This window comes from Extensimonas perlucida (assembly GCF_007655255.1).
Lineage (GTDB): Bacteria > Pseudomonadota > Gammaproteobacteria > Burkholderiales > Burkholderiaceae_C > Extensimonas > Extensimonas perlucida.
The window spans coordinates 1-15,801 of sequence record NZ_VMYE01000003.1 but is presented as its reverse complement, the minus strand read 5'-3'; the positions used below and the strand labels follow the sequence as shown (position 1 = coordinate 15,801).

General features: G+C 70.4%; 7 protein-coding genes. 5 read left to right on the top strand and 2 right to left on the bottom strand.

Annotation, left to right across the window (positions count from 1 at the left end; all coding sequences use genetic code 11):
• Positions 1-315 precede the first annotated feature (315 nt).
• Positions 316-1,158, top strand: coding sequence for a ZIP family metal transporter (locus tag FK527_RS03995; protein WP_144730072.1), 843 nt, complete (start codon positions 316-318; stop codon positions 1,156-1,158).
• 25 nt (positions 1,159-1,183) lie between these two features.
• Here the strand turns inward: FK527_RS03995 and FK527_RS03990 are convergent, their stop codons facing one another.
• Positions 1,184-1,948 (bottom strand): LytR/AlgR family response regulator transcription factor, encoded by a 765-nt coding sequence (locus FK527_RS03990; protein ID WP_144730068.1) that lies wholly within the window; start codon positions 1,946-1,948, stop codon positions 1,184-1,186.
• Positions 1,929-3,140: a sensor histidine kinase gene (locus FK527_RS03985; RefSeq protein WP_144730065.1), complete on the bottom strand. Its 1,212-nt coding sequence runs from the start codon at positions 3,138-3,140 to the stop codon at positions 1,929-1,931. The genes FK527_RS03990 and FK527_RS03985 overlap by 20 nt, the downstream gene beginning before the upstream one ends.
• A 165-nt stretch (positions 3,141-3,305) precedes the next feature.
• On the opposite strand from FK527_RS03985, the gene argH reads away from it, so the two are divergent.
• From argH to FK527_RS03965, 4 genes are all read left to right on the top strand, one after another.
• Entirely contained in the window at positions 3,306-4,799 is a 1,494-nt protein-coding gene (argH, locus tag FK527_RS03980) for an argininosuccinate lyase (RefSeq protein ID WP_144730062.1), read from the top strand.
• 9 nt (positions 4,800-4,808) lie between these two features.
• Complete coding sequence (locus FK527_RS03975; protein WP_246072665.1) at positions 4,809-11,294, top strand: alpha-2-macroglobulin family protein; 6,486 nt, start codon at positions 4,809-4,811, stop codon at positions 11,292-11,294.
• A gap of 9 nt (positions 11,295-11,303) precedes the next feature.
• Positions 11,304-13,799, top strand: a complete 2,496-nt coding sequence (locus tag FK527_RS03970) for a transglycosylase domain-containing protein (RefSeq protein ID WP_425460402.1) — start codon at positions 11,304-11,306, stop codon at positions 13,797-13,799.
• Positions 13,800-14,250: 451 nt separating this feature from the next.
• On the top strand, positions 14,251-15,684 hold the full coding sequence (locus tag FK527_RS03965; RefSeq protein ID WP_144730058.1) for a PAS domain-containing protein: 1,434 nt from the start codon (positions 14,251-14,253) through the stop codon (positions 15,682-15,684).
• The last annotated feature ends 117 nt before the right edge of the window (positions 15,685-15,801 follow it).

The window sequence follows — 15,801 nt, the reverse complement described above, 5'->3', positions numbered from 1 at the left end:
CGGCTGCGAATGCGCCGCAGCGGCCCATTTTTTACCGTCTTCTTGCCCCATAGCACCACTATGGGGCGGCGAATCCGGCAAAAACTGGTCTCGCTGGGGCGCATTCTCGCTTTCGACGCCCAAAGTCCGACAGGCTCCTAGACTTACGCAAACAAGGATGCAGCGAGGTGTTTTGCCCGGGGCGAACGCCTTAACCCCCATTTGCGTAAGTCGTGTTTGCTTGACATGCTTGCTAACATGGGTTGGGCCAATGGCTGGCGTCCAAATGTTGGTCAAAATCGGTACGTAACCAAGATACAGAAAGCACAAGCAGCAATGGTATTGATAGCAACCATCGCCGCCACCCTCGTGGCAGGCATAGGCAGTGTGTGGCTCGCGGCGCTGCTGCTGCGCGCGGGGCGGGGCGCGGGGCAGGGCGGGGCGGGGCCGCAGAATTTGCTGAGCCTGGCTGCGGGCGGGCTGCTGGCGACAGCGTTCATGCACCTGTTGCCCGAAGCCTTCGAGAGCCAGGCCGACGCGCACGCGCTCTTTGCCACGCTGCTCGTGGGCGTGGTGTTTTTCTTTTTGCTCGACAAGGCCGAGCTCTGGCACCACGGGCACGAGCACGGCCTCGCGCACGCGCACGGCCAGCCGCAGGCGCACGGGCACGACCATACCCACGACCCTGCGCACGCGCAGGCGCACGAGGCGGGCCACGGCGGGCGTGCCGCGGGCGGCTGGGCGGTGCTCACGGGCGACAGCGTGCACTGCTTCGGCGACGGCATGTTGATCGCCTCGGCCTTCGTGGCCGACCTGCGCCTGGGCGTCATCGCGGCGCTGTCGGTGCTCGCGCACGAGGTGCCGCACCACATGGGCGACCTGGTGGTGCTGGGCCAGTCGAGCGCAAGCCGCTCCGTGGCGCTGCTCAAGGTGTCGCTCGCGGGCGCCGTGACCGCGCTGGGCGGCGTCGTGGGCTATTTTTTGGTCGATCGCTTGCAGGATGGCCTGCCGTACTTTCTGGCGGTGGCGTCGAGCAGCTTCATCTACGTCGCGCTCGCCGACCTGATCCCGCAGCTGCAAAAACACCTCACGCTGCGCCAGACCGCAGGCCAGGTGTTCTGGCTGCTCGCCGGCATGGCGCTCGTGACGCTGGTGAGCGCCGGGGTGCATGTGCATTGAGTTTTTTCCCGCCACCTACCTGCTCTCACCCGCCCTCCAGCTCCGCGCGCACCGCCGCCAGCTGGCGGCGTGAGACGGCCAGTGGCTCGACGAGGCCCTGCAGGCGCACGGCCCAGCCTTCGCCTTCTTGGGGGTCGAAATGCTTTTCCAGCGCGCGGATGGCGCGGCGGGCGACCAAGGCGTTGCGGTGGATGCGCAGGAACTGCGTGGGGTACTTGCGCTCGAGCTCGCTCAGGGCGCCGTCGAGCACGTAACTGCGCGTGCTGGTGCGCACCGTGACGTACTTTTGCTCGGCCTTGAAATACAGCACCTCGGCCAGCGGCAGGCGCTCGGTGCGGCCGCGGTCCTGCAGCAGCAGGGTTTCGCCGGTGCTGGCGGTGGGCGGGGTGGTGGTGGACTGGCCCGCGAGGCGCTGCGCCTTGGCCAGCGCTTGCTGCAGGCGCTCGCGTCGCACGGGCTTGGTGAGGTAGTCCACGGCGTCGAGTTCGAAGGCGCTGAGTGCATGGTCGGGGTGCGCGGTCACGAACACGAGCGCGGGCGGGTGGGGCAGTGCCTTGAGGCGTTGCGCAAGCTGCAGGCCGTCCAAGCCCGGCATGTGGATGTCGAGCAGCACCAGGTCGAAGCCGCGCCCGCCCGTGGGCTGCAGCAGGGCCAGCGCCTGCGCGGCGCTCTCGGCCTCGGCCACGGTGTGGGCGCTGCAGTGGCCTGCACCGCTTTCGCCGCAGTCGGTCAGCAGAGTGCGCAGGCGGCTGCGCGCCAGGGCTTCGTCGTCAACGATCAGGATGTGCATGGGACTGCTCGTTGGATGGCGGCGGGGTGGCTTCGGGCGTGGGCGTGGGCGTGGGCGTGGGCGTGGGCGTGGGCGCGTGCGTTTGCGCCCGGCGCGGTGCTGGCCGTGGCTGCCGTAGCGGCTGCCGTGGCGCGGGCAGGGTGATGCAGACCTCGTACAGGCCGTCCTGCACGCCGGCGCTGAAGCTCGCCTGCAGGTCATGCAGCAGCGCGAGGCGTGCGCGCACGTTGGCCAGGGCCATGCCGTGGCCGCGGCGCTGCGCGGCGGGGGGCGCTGCAGGCGGTGCGCTGGCGGGCGCGGGCAGGGTGTTGGTGATGCGCACGCGCACGCGGCTGCCGCGCAGCTCGGTTTGTATGCGCAGCTTGCCGCCGCGTGGGCTGGGCTCCACGCCGTGCTGGATGGCGTTTTCGACCAGCGGTTGCAGCAGCAGGGGTGGCAGGCGTGCGGCGTCGGCACGCGGGTCCAGCTGCCATTGCACCTGCAGGCGCGGGCCGAAGCGCACGGCCTCCACGTCGAGGTAGTGGCGCGCCAGCCGCAGCTCCTCGGCCAGCGTGACCGATTCGCCCTGCTCGGCGAGCGCGTGGCGAAACAGCTCGCTCAGGTCTTCGAGCAGCGTCTCGGCTTTGGCCGGTTCGGCGCGCACCAGGGCGATGGCGCTGTTGAGCGTGTTGAACAGAAAGTGCGGGCGGATGCGCGCCTGCAGCTCGGCCAGGCGCGCCGCCGTGGCGGCCGGCGTGCGCCCGCGGGCGCGCAGCACGAGCGCCGTGACGAGCAGCGCCGCAAGCAGCGCGCCGCTGGCCGCGCTCGCGAGCCAGGGCGGCGCCGTGCCCCCGCCGGCCACGCCAGCCAGCGCCAGCATGGCGCAGGCCATCAGGCCCGCGAGCGCGCCCAGCAGCACGCCCGCAGCGTATTGCCCGGCGGTGGCCAGGCGCTGCAGCGTTTTCTTGAGGCTGCAGGCCGTGAGCAGCCAGGCCAGCGTGGCCGGCAGCGCGCCGCCGGTGAGCAGCATCAGGCGCAGCAGCCACTCGCGCGCGCTGCCCGCGCCAAACAGCGCGCCCACGCCGAGCACGGTTTCGACGAAAAGCACGGCGCGCAGCACCAGGCCGACTTCGCAGGCGTCGAAGACCAGCACGGCCGCATGGGCCGATTTGCCGCGCGCAGTTGCGGGTGGGTTTGCTGGTGGGCCTGGCATTTCGAGGTTTTTTATGCGTTTGTGACTGTTACGTCAGCGTAAGCAGCTCCCGATACAGGAGCATTTTGCGGCGTCGATAAAATCTGCGGCTCTGGCATTTGCGGCTCTCGCACTTGCGGCATCCGGCGGCGCCGGTTGTGTCATTCAACGGATTATTGCCTCCCCATGCCCACGTCCCCCAGTCCCCATTCTTCCCCCGCGCCCGCCTCTGCGAACCAGCTCGACACCAAGGCGCAGGCGTGGTCGGCGCTGTTTTCCGAGCCCATGAGCGAGCTGGTGCAGCGCTATACGGCCAGCGTGTTTTTCGACCAGCGCCTGTGGCAGGCCGACATCCAGGGTAGCCTCGCGCACGCCGAAATGCTCGCCGCGCAGGGCATCCTGAGCGCGCAAGACCTGGCCGACATCGAGCGCGGCATGGCGCAGATCCGCGCCGAGATCGAATCCGGCAGCTTTGCGTGGAAGCTCGAGCTCGAAGACGTGCACCTGAACATCGAGGCGCGCCTCACGCAGCTCGTGGGCGACGCGGGCAAGCGCCTGCACACGGGCCGCAGCCGCAACGACCAGGTGGCCACCGACGTGCGCCTGTGGCTACGCGGCGAGATCGACCTGATCCTCGGCCTGCTCGCCGAGCTGCAGCGCGCGCTGCTGGCCGTGGCCGAGCCGCATGTCGAAGTGATCCTGCCCGGCTTCACGCACCTGCAGGTGGCCCAGCCCGTGAGCTTTGCGCACCACATGCTCGCTTATGTGGAGATGTTCGCGCGCGACGCCGAGCGCATGCAGGACGTGCGCCGGCGCGTCAACTGCCTGCCGCTGGGCGCGGCGGCGCTCGCGGGCACGAGCTACCCGCTAGACCGCGAGCGCGTGGCGCGCACGCTGGGCATGGTGGATGCGCAGGGCCGCCCCTGCGTGTGCCAAAACAGCCTGGACGCCGTGAGCGACCGCGACTTTGCCATCGAATTCAGCGCCGCCGCGAGCCTGTGCATGGTGCACATCAGCCGCCTGAGCGAGGAGCTGATCCTCTGGATGAGCCAGAACTTCGGCTTCATCCAGATTGCCGACCGCTTCACCACGGGCAGCTCCATCATGCCGCAGAAGAAGAACCCCGACGTGCCCGAGCTCGCACGCGGCAAGACGGGGCGCGTGGTGGGGCACCTGATGGGCCTGGTCACGCTCATGAAGGGCCAGCCGCTCGCCTACAACAAGGACAACCAGGAAGACAAGGAGCCGCTGTTCGACACCGTTGACACGCTCAAGGACACGCTGCGCATCTTCGCCGAGATGGTGGGCGGCCAGACCGACCCGGCCACGGGCGCCCGCAGCGGCGGCATCCGCGTCAACGCGCAGGCCATGGAGCAGGCGGCGCTGCGCGGCTACGCCACGGCGACCGACCTGGCCGACTACCTGGTCAAAAAAGGCCTGCCGTTTCGCGACGCGCACGAAACCGTGGCGCATGCCGTCAAGGAGGCGATGGCACGCCAGCTCGACCTGGCCGCGCTGCCGCTCGAGGTGCTGCAGGGCTTTCACCCCGCGATCGGCCCCGACGTCTATGAGGTGCTGAGCCTGCGCGGCTCGCTGAACGCGCGCAACACGCTGGGCGGCACCGCGCCCGCGCAGGTGCGCGCGCAAATCGCCCGACATCGCGCGCGGCTTGGTATGTAAGGGCTAGCCATGCTTGCCTTCCTGCGCCGCTTTTGCTTTTTCGACAGGTCGGCGCAGGCGGGGCGTGCAGACGCCACTGCCGCCGCGGTTGGCGCTGCGCCGCGCGGTGCGCGCGCCCGCGCGTTTTGGCTGTGCGCACTGGGCTTGCTGGCGGCGCCGGGCGCGCAGGCGCTGCAGGTCAAGAGCTTCGTGCCGCAAGGCGAGGTGGCGCGCGTGCGCCAGGTGGTGGTGCAGTTCGACCGCCCGGCCGTGGCCTTTGGCGACGCAGCCGCGCCGGCCCCGCTGCAGTTGAGCTGCAGCGACGCGGCGGCGGCCCAGGGCGCGGGGCACTGGAACAACGAGCGCGAATGGGCGTTCGACTTCGGGCGCGATCTGCCGCCCGGCGTGCGCTGCACGGCCACCTTCAGACCGGGGTTCAAATCGGCCTCTGGCGAAGAACTGACGGGCACAAGAAGCTATCAATTCAATACCGGCGGGCCGTTTGTGCAGCGCATTTTGCCGGGCACCTACCAGGACGTGGACGAGGAGCAGTATTTCGTGCTGCAGCTCAACGGCCCGGCCACGGCGCAGAGCGTGCAGCAGCATGTCTGGTGCGCGCTCGAAGGCGTGGGCGAGCGCGTGGACGTGCAGCCCGTCGTGGGCAAACCGCGCGCCGAACTGCTGCACGCACTCGGGCTCGAAAGGGCCGCGGCGCAGCAGCCGCAGCAGTACCTCACGCTGGCCTGCAAGCGTCGCCTGCCCTCGGGCACGCGCATGCAGCTGGTGTTCGGCGCCGGGGTGGCCACGCCCAGCGGCGTCGTCAACCGTGTGGAAAAGCGCTTCGACTACCGCGTGCGCGCGCCCTTTGAGGCGGAATTGCGCTGCGAGCGCGAAAACGCCCAGGCGGCCTGCCTGCCGATACGGCCGCTCACGCTGGTTTTCAACGCGCCCGTGCCGCGCAAGCTCGCGGCGGCCATCACGCTGCGCTCGGCAACCGAAGTGCGCCGCCCGACTTTCGACGAAGGTGGCGCGGGCGAGGGCAGCGCGCAGGATGGCAGCGCCGCGACGCGCGACGATCTGGTGCAGCGCGTGCAGTTTGCCGCGCCGCTGCCGCCACAGACACATTTCACGCTGCAGCTGCCCAAAGAGTTTCACGACGCCGCGGGCCGCCCTTTGCGCAACGCCGCGAGCTTTCCGCTCGCCGTGGCCACGGGGCCGCTGCCGCCGCTGGCCAAGTTTGCCGCGGCGCCGTTCGGCGTGATCGAGCGCTACGCCGAGGGCACGCCGGCGCGCGGCGAGCAGGACAAAGTACCCGCGCTGCTGCCCGTGACGCTGCGCAATGTCGAAGCTGCGCTGCGCGCGCAAGACCTGCGCGTGCCGCAGCCGACGCAAGGGCCGGCGCAGGGGGCGACGCAGGGGGCGACGCAGGGGGCGACGCAGGGGCAGGCACAGAACCGCGTGCGCACGCTGCAGCCGCGCAGCGACGCCGACATCATCGCCTGGTACCGCAAGGTGCTGCGCTACAACCAGTTCAGCGTGCCGCGCAGCCAGGCGCAGCGCGACGTGCGCGGGCCGCTGCCGCCGGTGCTCGACAGGGACGATGCGCAGCGCGTGCAGACGCGCATGCTCTCGCTGCTCGACGGCCAGCGCGGCGTGCGCGAGCTCGAACTGCCGCGCCCCGCGAAGTCCGCGCTGCGCCCCTTCGAAGTCGTGGGCATTCCGCTCGCGCCAGGTTTTCACGTGGTGGAGATCGCCTCGTCCGTGCTCGGCGGAGGGCTGCCAGGAGCCCGCCGGACTTTGGGCGTCGAAAGCGAGAATGCGCCCCAGCGAGGCCAGTTTTTGTCGGATTCGCCGCCCCATAGTGGTGCTATGGGGCAAGAAGACGGTAAAAAATGGGCCGCTGCGGCGCATTCGCAGCCGCCGATTCCAGAGTCCGGCGGGCTCCTAGACGCTCGCTATGGCGCGCAGCGGCGCATGGTGGTGCGCACCTCGGCGCTCGTCACCAACCTGGGCGTGCACTTCAAGCTCGGGCGCGACAACGCGCTCGCCTGGGTGACCGCGCTGGACAAGGGCCAGCCCGTGGCCGGTGCGCAGGTGCGTGTTTCTGACTGCCAGGGCCGCGCGCTCGCCACGGCGCGCACCGACGCGCAGGGCGTGGCGCGCCTGACGGGTCTTTCGCCCGAGCCGCCGTCCTGCCACCGCAGGGGTGATGAAGCCGACGAGGACGACGATTCCTACGAGGGGGGCGAGGGCAGTGCGAGCGGTTACTTCGTGAGCGCGCGCGTGCAGGACGCCGCGGGCGGCGGCGAGGACATGGCCTTCGTCTGGAGTGGCTGGCAGCGCGGCATAGAGCCCTGGCGCTTTGGCGTACCCACGAGCAGCGACGCGCAGCCCGACCTGCGCGCGCACACCGTGTTCGACCGCACCCTGCTGCGTGCGGGCGAGACGGTGTCCATGAAACACCTGCTGCGCACGCAGACCCGCGCGGGCTTTGGTCTGCCTGAACGCAACCCCGACACGCTGGTCATCACCCACCTGGGCAGCGGCCAGCAATACCAGCAGCCGCTCACGTGGTACCGCACGGCCACGGGCGGGCGCAGCGCGCTCAGCAGCTTCCAGATACCGCCCGCGGCCAAGCTCGGGCGCTACGCGGTGGAGCTGCGCAGCTCGGCGGCCAACGGGCGCACGCTGGAGGCGGGGCAGTTCCGCGTGGAGGAGTTCCGCCTGCCGGTGTTCGCGGGGCAGATTGCGCCCGTGCCCAGCCCGCCGCTGGTGCGCCCGCGCACCCTGCCCGTGGCCGTGCAGCTGCACTACGTGGCCGGCGGCCCGGCGGCGCAGTTGCCGCTGCGCGTGTCGGCGCTGCTGCGCGACAAGGCGGTGCAGTTTGGCGCCTACGAGGCTTTCAGCTTCCGCCCACCGCGCCCGCGCGCGGCGCACGCCGGTGTGGACGCGGACGCGGCGGACCTTGCGGACGAAGGCATGGAGGGCGTGGACGACGACGGCGGCAGCAGCGGCAGCCTGCCCCAGGCGCGTGTGGTGGCCGACAAGCTGCCGCTCACGCTCGACGCGCAAGGTGCGGGCAAGCTCACGCTCGAAAAGCTCCCCGCACTGCGCGCGCCGCAGGAGCTGCTGCTCGAAGCCAGCTACGCCGACCCCAACGGCGAGCTGCAGACCCTGCGCAGCACGCACGCCCTCTGGCCCGCGCGCGTGCTGGCCGGCATCAAGGCCGAAGGCTGGGTGTCGGCGCGCCAGAAACTGCCCTTGCAGGCGCTCGCGCTGGGGCTGGACGGCAAGCCGCAGGCCGGCGTGCTGCTGCAGGTGCAGGCCATACTGCACACCACCACGAGCACGCGCAAGCGCCTGGTGGGCGGCTTTTACAGCTACGACAACCGGCGCGAAAGCAAAGACCTGGGCACGGTCTGCAGCGGCAAGAGCGATGCACGCGGCCTGCTGCTGTGCGCGCCGCTGCTGGAGCAGGCCGGCGAGGTCGAACTCGTGGCCACGGCCACCGACCGCGAGGGCAACACCAGCGAAGCCGCGACCTCGGTCTGGATCACGCGCCACGGCGAGCTCTGGTTCGGCGGCACCGACCACGACCGCATGGACGTGCTGCCCGAGAAAAAGAGCTACCAGCCCGGCGAGACCGCGCGCTTTCAGGTGCGCATGCCGTTTCGCGAGGCCACGGCGCTCGTGAGCGTGGAGCGCGAAGGCGTCCTCCAAACGCAGGTGCTGCAGCTCAGCGGCAAAGACCCGACCGTGCGCCTACAGGTGCGCCCCGAGTGGGGCCCCAACGTGTATGTGAGCGTGCTCGCGCTGCGCGGGCGCCTGTACGAAGTGCCCTGGTACAGCTTTTTCACCTGGGGTTACCGCAGCCCGCGCGCCTGGTGGCACGCCTTCTGGTCGCAGGGGCGCGAATACCAGGCGCCCAGCGCGCTGGTGGACCTGAGCAAGCCGTCCTTCCGCCTGGGCATGGCCGAAATCCAGGTCGGTGCGCGTGCGCACCAGCTCCAGGTGCAGGTGCAGGCCGACAAAGCCAGCTACCCCGTGCGTGGCAAGGCGCAGGTGCGCATCGCCGCCACGCTGCCCGACGGCAGGCCCGCCGCACACGCCGAGGTCGCCGTGGCCGCGGTCGATAGGGCGCTGCTCGAACTCATGCCCAACACCAGCTGGAACCTGCTCGACGCCATGCTGCAGCGCCGCAGCTGGGGCGTGCAGACGGCCACCGCGCAGATGGAGATCGTAGGCCGGCGCCACTACGGCAAAAAGGCCGCGCCCGCGGGTGGCGACGGCGGTGGGCACAGCAGCACGCGCGAGCTGTTCGACACGCTGCTGCTGTGGCAGCCCGCCGTGCAGCTCGACGCCCAAGGCCAGGCCACGCTCACGGTGCCGCTCAACGACGCGCTCAGCACTTTCGAGGTCGTCGCCGTGGCCGATGCGGGCACGGGCCTGTTCGGCACGGGCAGCACCCGCATCCGCAGCGCGCAGGACTTGCAGATCATCAGCGGCCTGCCGCCGCTCGTGCGCGCGGGCGACCAGTTTCGCGCCCAGCTCACGCTGCGCAACACCACGGCGCGCGCCATGCAGGTCGAAGTGACGCCGCGCGCCACGCTGCTCATGCTCGACAAGCAGACCGTCGCCATTCCCGCCGGCGCGGCACGAGAGATCGCGTGGAACGTCACCGCGCCGGCCGCGCTCGCATCCTTGCGCGCCGGCGCGCTGCTGTGGGAGGTGGCGGCGCGCGACCGCATCTCGGGTGCGCAGGACGCGCTCAAGCTGAGCCAGCGCGTGCTGCCCGCAGTGCCGCTGGCGGTGCAGCAGGCGACGCTGGTGCAGTTGGGCGGCAGCTTGCAGACCTGGCAGACCGAGGTCGCGCCGCCGGCCGGCGCGCTGGCCGACCCCGCCAACCCGGCAGGCGCCCGGCGCGGCGGCGTGGAACTCGCGCTCGTGCCGCGCCTGGCCGAAGGTCTGCCCGGCGTGCGCGCCTGGTTTGCCGACTACCCCTTCGTCTGCCTCGAGCAGAAGGTGAGCAAGGCCGTGGGGATGCGCGACGGCAGGCTCTGGCAGACCGTGCTCGCGCAGCTGCCCAGCTACCTCGACGACGACGGGCTCGCCAACTACTTCCCGCCGCAAAGTGGCAGTGCCAACCGCGGCAGCGACACGCTCACGGCCTACCTGCTCGCGGCCACGCACGAAGCCGCGGGGCTGGACCCCGTGTTCGCGCTGCCCGACGCCGTGCGCGCGCCGCTCGAGCGCGGACTGATCGCCTTCGTCGAAGGGCGCATAGAGCGCAACTTCTGGAGCCCGCGCAAAGACCTGGACATGCGCAAGCTCGCCGCCATCGAAGCCCTGTCGCGCTACGGCAAGGCGCAGGCGCGCATGCTCGAGAGCGTGCGCATCGCCCCCAACGAATGGCCCACGCACAGCGTGATCGACTGGCTGAACATCCTGCGCCGCGTGCCCGAGCTGCCGCAGCGCGCGCAGCGCCTGAGCGAAGCCACGCAAATCCTCAAGGCGCGCTTGGCGTACCAGGGCAGCAAGCTCGTCTTCAGCTCCGAGCAGGACGACTACTGGTGGTGGCTGATGCAAAACGGCGACGTGAACGCCGCGCGCCTGCTGCTCGCCGTGCTGAACGACCCGGCGTGGCAGGCCGATCTGGGCCGCCTGGCCAACGGCTTCATCGCGCGCCAGCAGGGCGGCGCCTGGCACACCACCACGGCCAACCTCTGGGGCGGGCTCGCGCTCGAAAAGTTCAGCGCCAGGTTCGAGTCTGCGCCCGTCAGCGGGCACACGCGCGCCATGCTGGGCCCGCGCACGGCCAGCGTCGATTGGGCCCGCGTGGCGCGCGCCACGCCCGGCGACGCCGCAGGCACGCCGCACCAGCCCAGCCCGGCAGGCGCCAGGGCGCAGCTCGGCGCGCCAGCCGCGCCCGAGGGCCTGAAGAACAACCGCATGTTCCTGCCCTGGGGCAAGGCCGAAGGCCCGCAGCGCCTGAGCGTGGTGCACCAGGGCACGGGCAGGCCCTGGCTCACGCTGCGCGCGCTCGCCGCCGTGGAGCGCACGGCGCCGTTCAGCGCCGGCTACACCATCCGCAAGACCGTGACCCCGATCGATCTGGCCCACAAGGCGCTGCCGGCAGGCCGCTACACGCGCGGCGACGTGCTGCGCGTGACGCTGGAGATCACCAGCACGGCCGACATGAGCTGGGTGGCCATCACCGACCCCATCCCGGGCGGCGCGAGCATCCTCGGCAGCGGCCTGGGGCGCGATTCCGAAATGCTCACGCAGGGCGAAAAGCGCTCCGGCCCCGGCTGGCCCGCGTTCGAGGAGCGCAGCTTCGAGGCGTTCCGCAGCTATTACGAGTACCTGCCCAAAGGTACGGTGAAGCTCGAATACACGCTGCGCCTGCACAACGTGGGCGACTTCGCCCTGCCGCCCACGCGCGCCGAGGCGCTGTACGCGCCCGAGATGTTCGGTGAACTGCCCAACCCCCGCCTGCGCGTGGAGGCGGCGCGCTGAGGGGTGGTCATGGTGGCGCTCATGGTGGCCACGGTGCGCAGGCGCGGCTGGTTTCACGGCTGCAGGCGTGGCGCTGCAGCTGCCGTGCTCGCGTGGCTGTGCGCACAGGCCGCCCACGCCCTGCCCAGCTTCGACGAGGTCAAAGGCAGCTTTCGCCCCTCCGACACCGTGCTGCTCTCGCGCGAGGGCGAGGAGCTGCAGCGCCTGCGCACCGACGCGAGCGTGCGCCGTGGCCAGTGGGTGGCGCTGGCCGACATGTCGCCCGCGCTGCGCGAGGCGCTGGTGCGCAGCGAGGACCAGCGCTTTTACGCGCACAGCGGCGTCGATTGGCGCGCCGTCTCGGCGGCGGCCTGGGGCAACCTGTGGCACCAGCGCACGCGCGGCGCAAGCACCATCACCATGCAGCTCGCGGGACTGCTCGACGCCGACTGGCGCGCCGGCCCCGGCGGGCGCACGCTCGCGCAGAAAGTCGGCCAGGGCGTGGCGGCGCAGCGGCTCGAAAAAAGCTGGCGCAAGGACCAGATCCTCGAGGCCTATCTGAATCTGGTGCCGTTTCGCGGCGAAATCGTGGGCATAGACGCGCTCAGCCGCAGCCTGTTCGGCAAGGCCGCGCAGGGGCTGGACGCGCGCGAGGCCGCCATTGCCGCGGCGCTGGTGCGCGCGCCCAATGCGCGTGCCGAGCTGGTCGCGCGGCGTGCCTGCACGGTGCTGCAGGCGCTGCAGGCGCTGCTGCCGCAGGGGCCGCAGGGGCCGCAGGGGCCGCAGGGGCCGCAGGGGCCGCAGGGGCCGGGGCAGACCGGCAGTGCCCGGCAAGGCAGGCCCCCAAGCGACGCCCGCAGCGACGTTCAGGCCAGCCCCCAGAGCGTCTGCGCCGGGCTGGACGCCTACACCGCGGCCATGTTGCAGCGCCGCGCCTGGGACGCGAGCGCGGGCGTGGCGCCGCACTTCATGCGCTACCTGCTGCGCACGCTGCGCGCGCAGCCCGCAGGCCGTGCCGGGGCGCAAGAGCAGGGCGCCGCCGTACCCGTGCCCGTACCCACACCTGCGCCCACAGTCACGTCCACGCAGTTGCGCAGCAGCCTGCGCGCCGGGCTGCAGCGCTTTGCCGTGCAGACCCTGACGCAGCAGCTGCGCGAGCTGCAGGGGCGCGGCGTGGAGGACGGCGCGGTGCTGGTGCTGGACAACGCGAGCGGCGCGGTGCTTGCCTGGGTGGGCTCGTCGGGCACGCTGAGCCAGGCGGCCGAGGTCGATGGCGTGCAGGCGCTGCGCCAGCCGGGCTCCACGCTCAAGCCTTTTTTGTACGCGCAGGCGCTCGCGGAAAACCGCCTGACCGCGGCCTCGCTGCTCGACGATGCGCCCACGGCCATCGCCACGCCGGGGGGCTTGTACGTGCCGCAGAACTACGACCGGCGCTTTCGCGGCTGGGTGTCGGTGCGCACGGCGCTCGCGGCCTCGCTCAACGTGCCCGCGGTGCGCACGCTGGTGCTCGTGTCGCCCGACGCCTTCCACCAGCAGCTGCGCACGCTGGGGCTGCCGCTGCGCGAGAGCGGTGGCTACTTTGGCTACAGCCTTGCGCTGGGCAGCCCCGAGGTGTCGCTGCTGCAGCTGACCCAGGCCTACCGCACGCTGGCGCTGGGCGGGCGCACGGGGCCGCTGCGGCTGCAGCCGGCGGCCAGCGCGCAGCAAGCCGCAGGCCTGCAGCGCGTGCTCGATGGCCGCGCGGCCTTCATCGTGGGTGACATCCTCAGCGACGGCAATGCGCGCGCGCCCACCTTCGGCACCGACAGCGTGCTGGCCACGCGCTTTTGGACGGCGGTCAAGACAGGCACGAGCAAGGACATGCGCGACAACTGGGCGCTGGGCTGGTCGCAGCGCTACACCGTGGGCGTGTGGGTGGGCAACGCGAGCGGCGCCGCCATGCACGAGGTGAGCGGCAGCAGCGGCGCCGCGCCTGTCTGGGCGGCCCTCATGCGCTACCTGCACGCGCACGAGCCCAGCCGCGCCCCGGCGCCGCCACCGGGTGTGCGGCGGGTGGCGGTGCGCTTTGCCGCGCCGGGTACAGCACTTGATGCGGCGCCCGAAGCCGCGCGCGAGGAGTGGTTCATCGCAGGCACCGAGCAGGCCGTTTTTGCTATTGATACAGGAGCTTGTCACGCAGATGGGAAAAGCGCCAGAGGCCCAAAAGGCTTGAAGAATTCCATGCCAACGGCATGCGGCCCATCGGGACAGGCCACGGCGCGCATCACCGCGCCCACGCCGGGCAGCATCATCGCGCTCGACCCCGACGTCCCACCCGCGCGCCAGCGTCTGCAGCTGCGCGCCGCGGGCCCGGGCAGTGCGCGCGCGCAGTGGCGCCTCGACGGCAAGCCGCTGGGCCGCGGCGCGCGCGTGTCCTGGCTGCCCTGGCCGGGGCGGCATGTGCTGCAGCTGGCCGACGCGCAGGGCGGCGTGCTCGACGAACTGCGCTTCGAGGTGCGCGGGGCCGAGGTGCGCGCCGGGCACTGAAAGCAGCAAAAGAGGCCGGTTCTTACAATCTACCCCCTAGGAGCCTGTCGGGCTTTGGGCGTCGAAAGCGAGAAGGTGCCCCGGCGAGGCCAGTTTTTGCCGGATTCGCAGCCCCATAGTGGTGCTATGGGGCAAGAAGACGGTAAAAAATGGGCCGCGGCGGGGCATTCGCAGCCGACGATTCCAAAGTCCGACAGGCTCCTAGGAGCCTGTCGGGCTTTGGGCGTCGAAAGCGAGAAGGTGCCCCAGCGAGACCAGTTTTTGCCGGATTCGCAGCCCCATAGTGGTGCTATGGGGCAAGAAGACGGTAAAAAATGGGCCGCTGCGGCACATTCGCAGCCGACGATTCCAAAGCCCGACAGGCTCCTTGGCTTGTGCAAGCACCGTGGCGCCGGCGCCATGGCGAGTCCTATTGCTCTGCGCCTGAATCTGCATCGCCCGTTTTTCCCGCATGTCTTCCTTGCTGCGCTTTCTCTCCCGCCGCCTCGTGTGGCTCGCCGTGTTCGTTTCGCTGGGCATCGGCGGCTTGTTTGCGCGCGCCATCTGGACCATGCACGCGGACGCGCTGGCGTATGCCGAACGTAGCAACGCGAACCTCGCGCGCGCGCTCGAGATCGGCATCGTGCGGGGGCTGGAGACACTGGACGAGGCGCTGCAGAACGTGGTGTTCGAGCTCGGGCGCTCCAATGTCATGGCACTGCCGCCCGACATGCGCCAGCGCGTGCTGTTCGGCAACCTGCTGCGCGCGCAAAACATCGACGACGTGCTGGTCACCGACGAGCGCGGCCACGCCGTGCTCGATGCCCGCGGCGTGGTGCCGCGCCAGATTCAGGTGGCAGACCGCGAATATTTCCAGGCCATGCGCACGGGCCTGTACCGCGGGCTCTACGTGGGCCGGCCCATCGTGGCACGCACCACGCAGCAACTGAGCCTGCCGCTCGCGCGCGCCTACTACAACCCCGACGGCAGCTTTGCCGGCGTGGTCGTGGGCGTGATTCCGCTGCGCTACTTTCAATCCATCTTCAGCGAGGTGGAGCTGGGGCCTGACAGCGGCATCAACCTGATCACGCTCGAGGGCACCTTTCTGGCGCGCTTCCCTTACGATGGCACGGGTGTGGGCAAGAGCGTGGCTGGGAGTGAGAGCATGCGCTACGTGCAGTCGCGCCGCAGCGGCACCCTGCTCGAGCACACGCCGTTTGATGGCGCATACCGCTTATATACATTCCGCCGCGTCGGCGCCTATCCGCTCGTCGTGGGCGTGGCCCAGTCGCACGACACCATCCTGCAGCCCTGGCGGCGCAATGCCTGGACGCTGGGCGCTTTTGCCGTGCTGCTCATGGGGGGCAGCATTGGCCTGGCCTGGCTCTTCACGCGGCAGTTGAGCGCGCGCGAGCGCATCGCCGCGCAACTGCGCGAGGCCGAGCACCAGCTGCGCACCATTCTCGACAACGTGCCTTCGTTGATTGGCTATTGGGATGCCGACTTGCACAACCGCTTCATCAACCATGCCTGCGAGGACTGGTTTGGCGTTCCGCCCGCGCAGGTGGCGGGCATGCACCTGAGCCGCTTGATTGGCAAACAGTGGATGGCGCAGTACCAGCGCTACATCGACCAGGCCTTGCAGGGGCACAGGCAGGTGTTCGAGTATTCCATGGGCAATGCGCCCGACGAGGAGCGCCATTACCTCGCGGTCTGCATCCCCGACGTAGAGGACGGCGCAGTGCGCGGATTTTTCGTGCAGGTGACCGACATCACCGAACGCAAGCGCATGGAGGACGAGCTGTTCGAGGAGAAAGAACGCATGCGCCTGACGCTGCAGGCCATCGCCGACGCCGTGGTCTGCACCGACGCGCAGGGCCGCGTCACCTACGTGTCGCATCCCTGACGATTGTATAGACTCCCGCCGCTACCCCCTGTTCATGGCTCGTGCCGTTTTGCAAGCCCTGATTGAGGAACATGAGCAAGCCAGCAAAGGAGCCCGTACACCATGATGATCGCCTTG

Bases quoted from the DNA above. Each gene is read 5' to 3' on its own strand.
- FK527_RS03995 (WP_144730072.1), top strand. From the start codon at position 316: ATGGTATTGATAGCAACCATCGCCGCCACCCTCGTGGCAGGCATAGGC.
- FK527_RS03985 (WP_144730065.1), bottom strand. From the start codon at position 3,140: ATGCCAGGCCCACCAGCAAACCCACCCGCAACTGCGCGCGGCAAATCG.
- FK527_RS03965 (WP_144730058.1), top strand. From the start codon at position 14,251: ATGTCTTCCTTGCTGCGCTTTCTCTCCCGCCGCCTCGTGTGGCTCGCC.
- FK527_RS03970 (WP_425460402.1), top strand. From the start codon at position 11,304: ATGGTGGCGCTCATGGTGGCCACGGTGCGCAGGCGCGGCTGGTTTCAC.
- FK527_RS03990 (WP_144730068.1), bottom strand. From the start codon at position 1,948: ATGCACATCCTGATCGTTGACGACGAAGCCCTGGCGCGCAGCCGCCTG.
- FK527_RS03975 (WP_246072665.1), top strand. From the start codon at position 4,809: ATGCTTGCCTTCCTGCGCCGCTTTTGCTTTTTCGACAGGTCGGCGCAG.
- argH (WP_144730062.1), top strand. From the start codon at position 3,306: ATGCCCACGTCCCCCAGTCCCCATTCTTCCCCCGCGCCCGCCTCTGCG.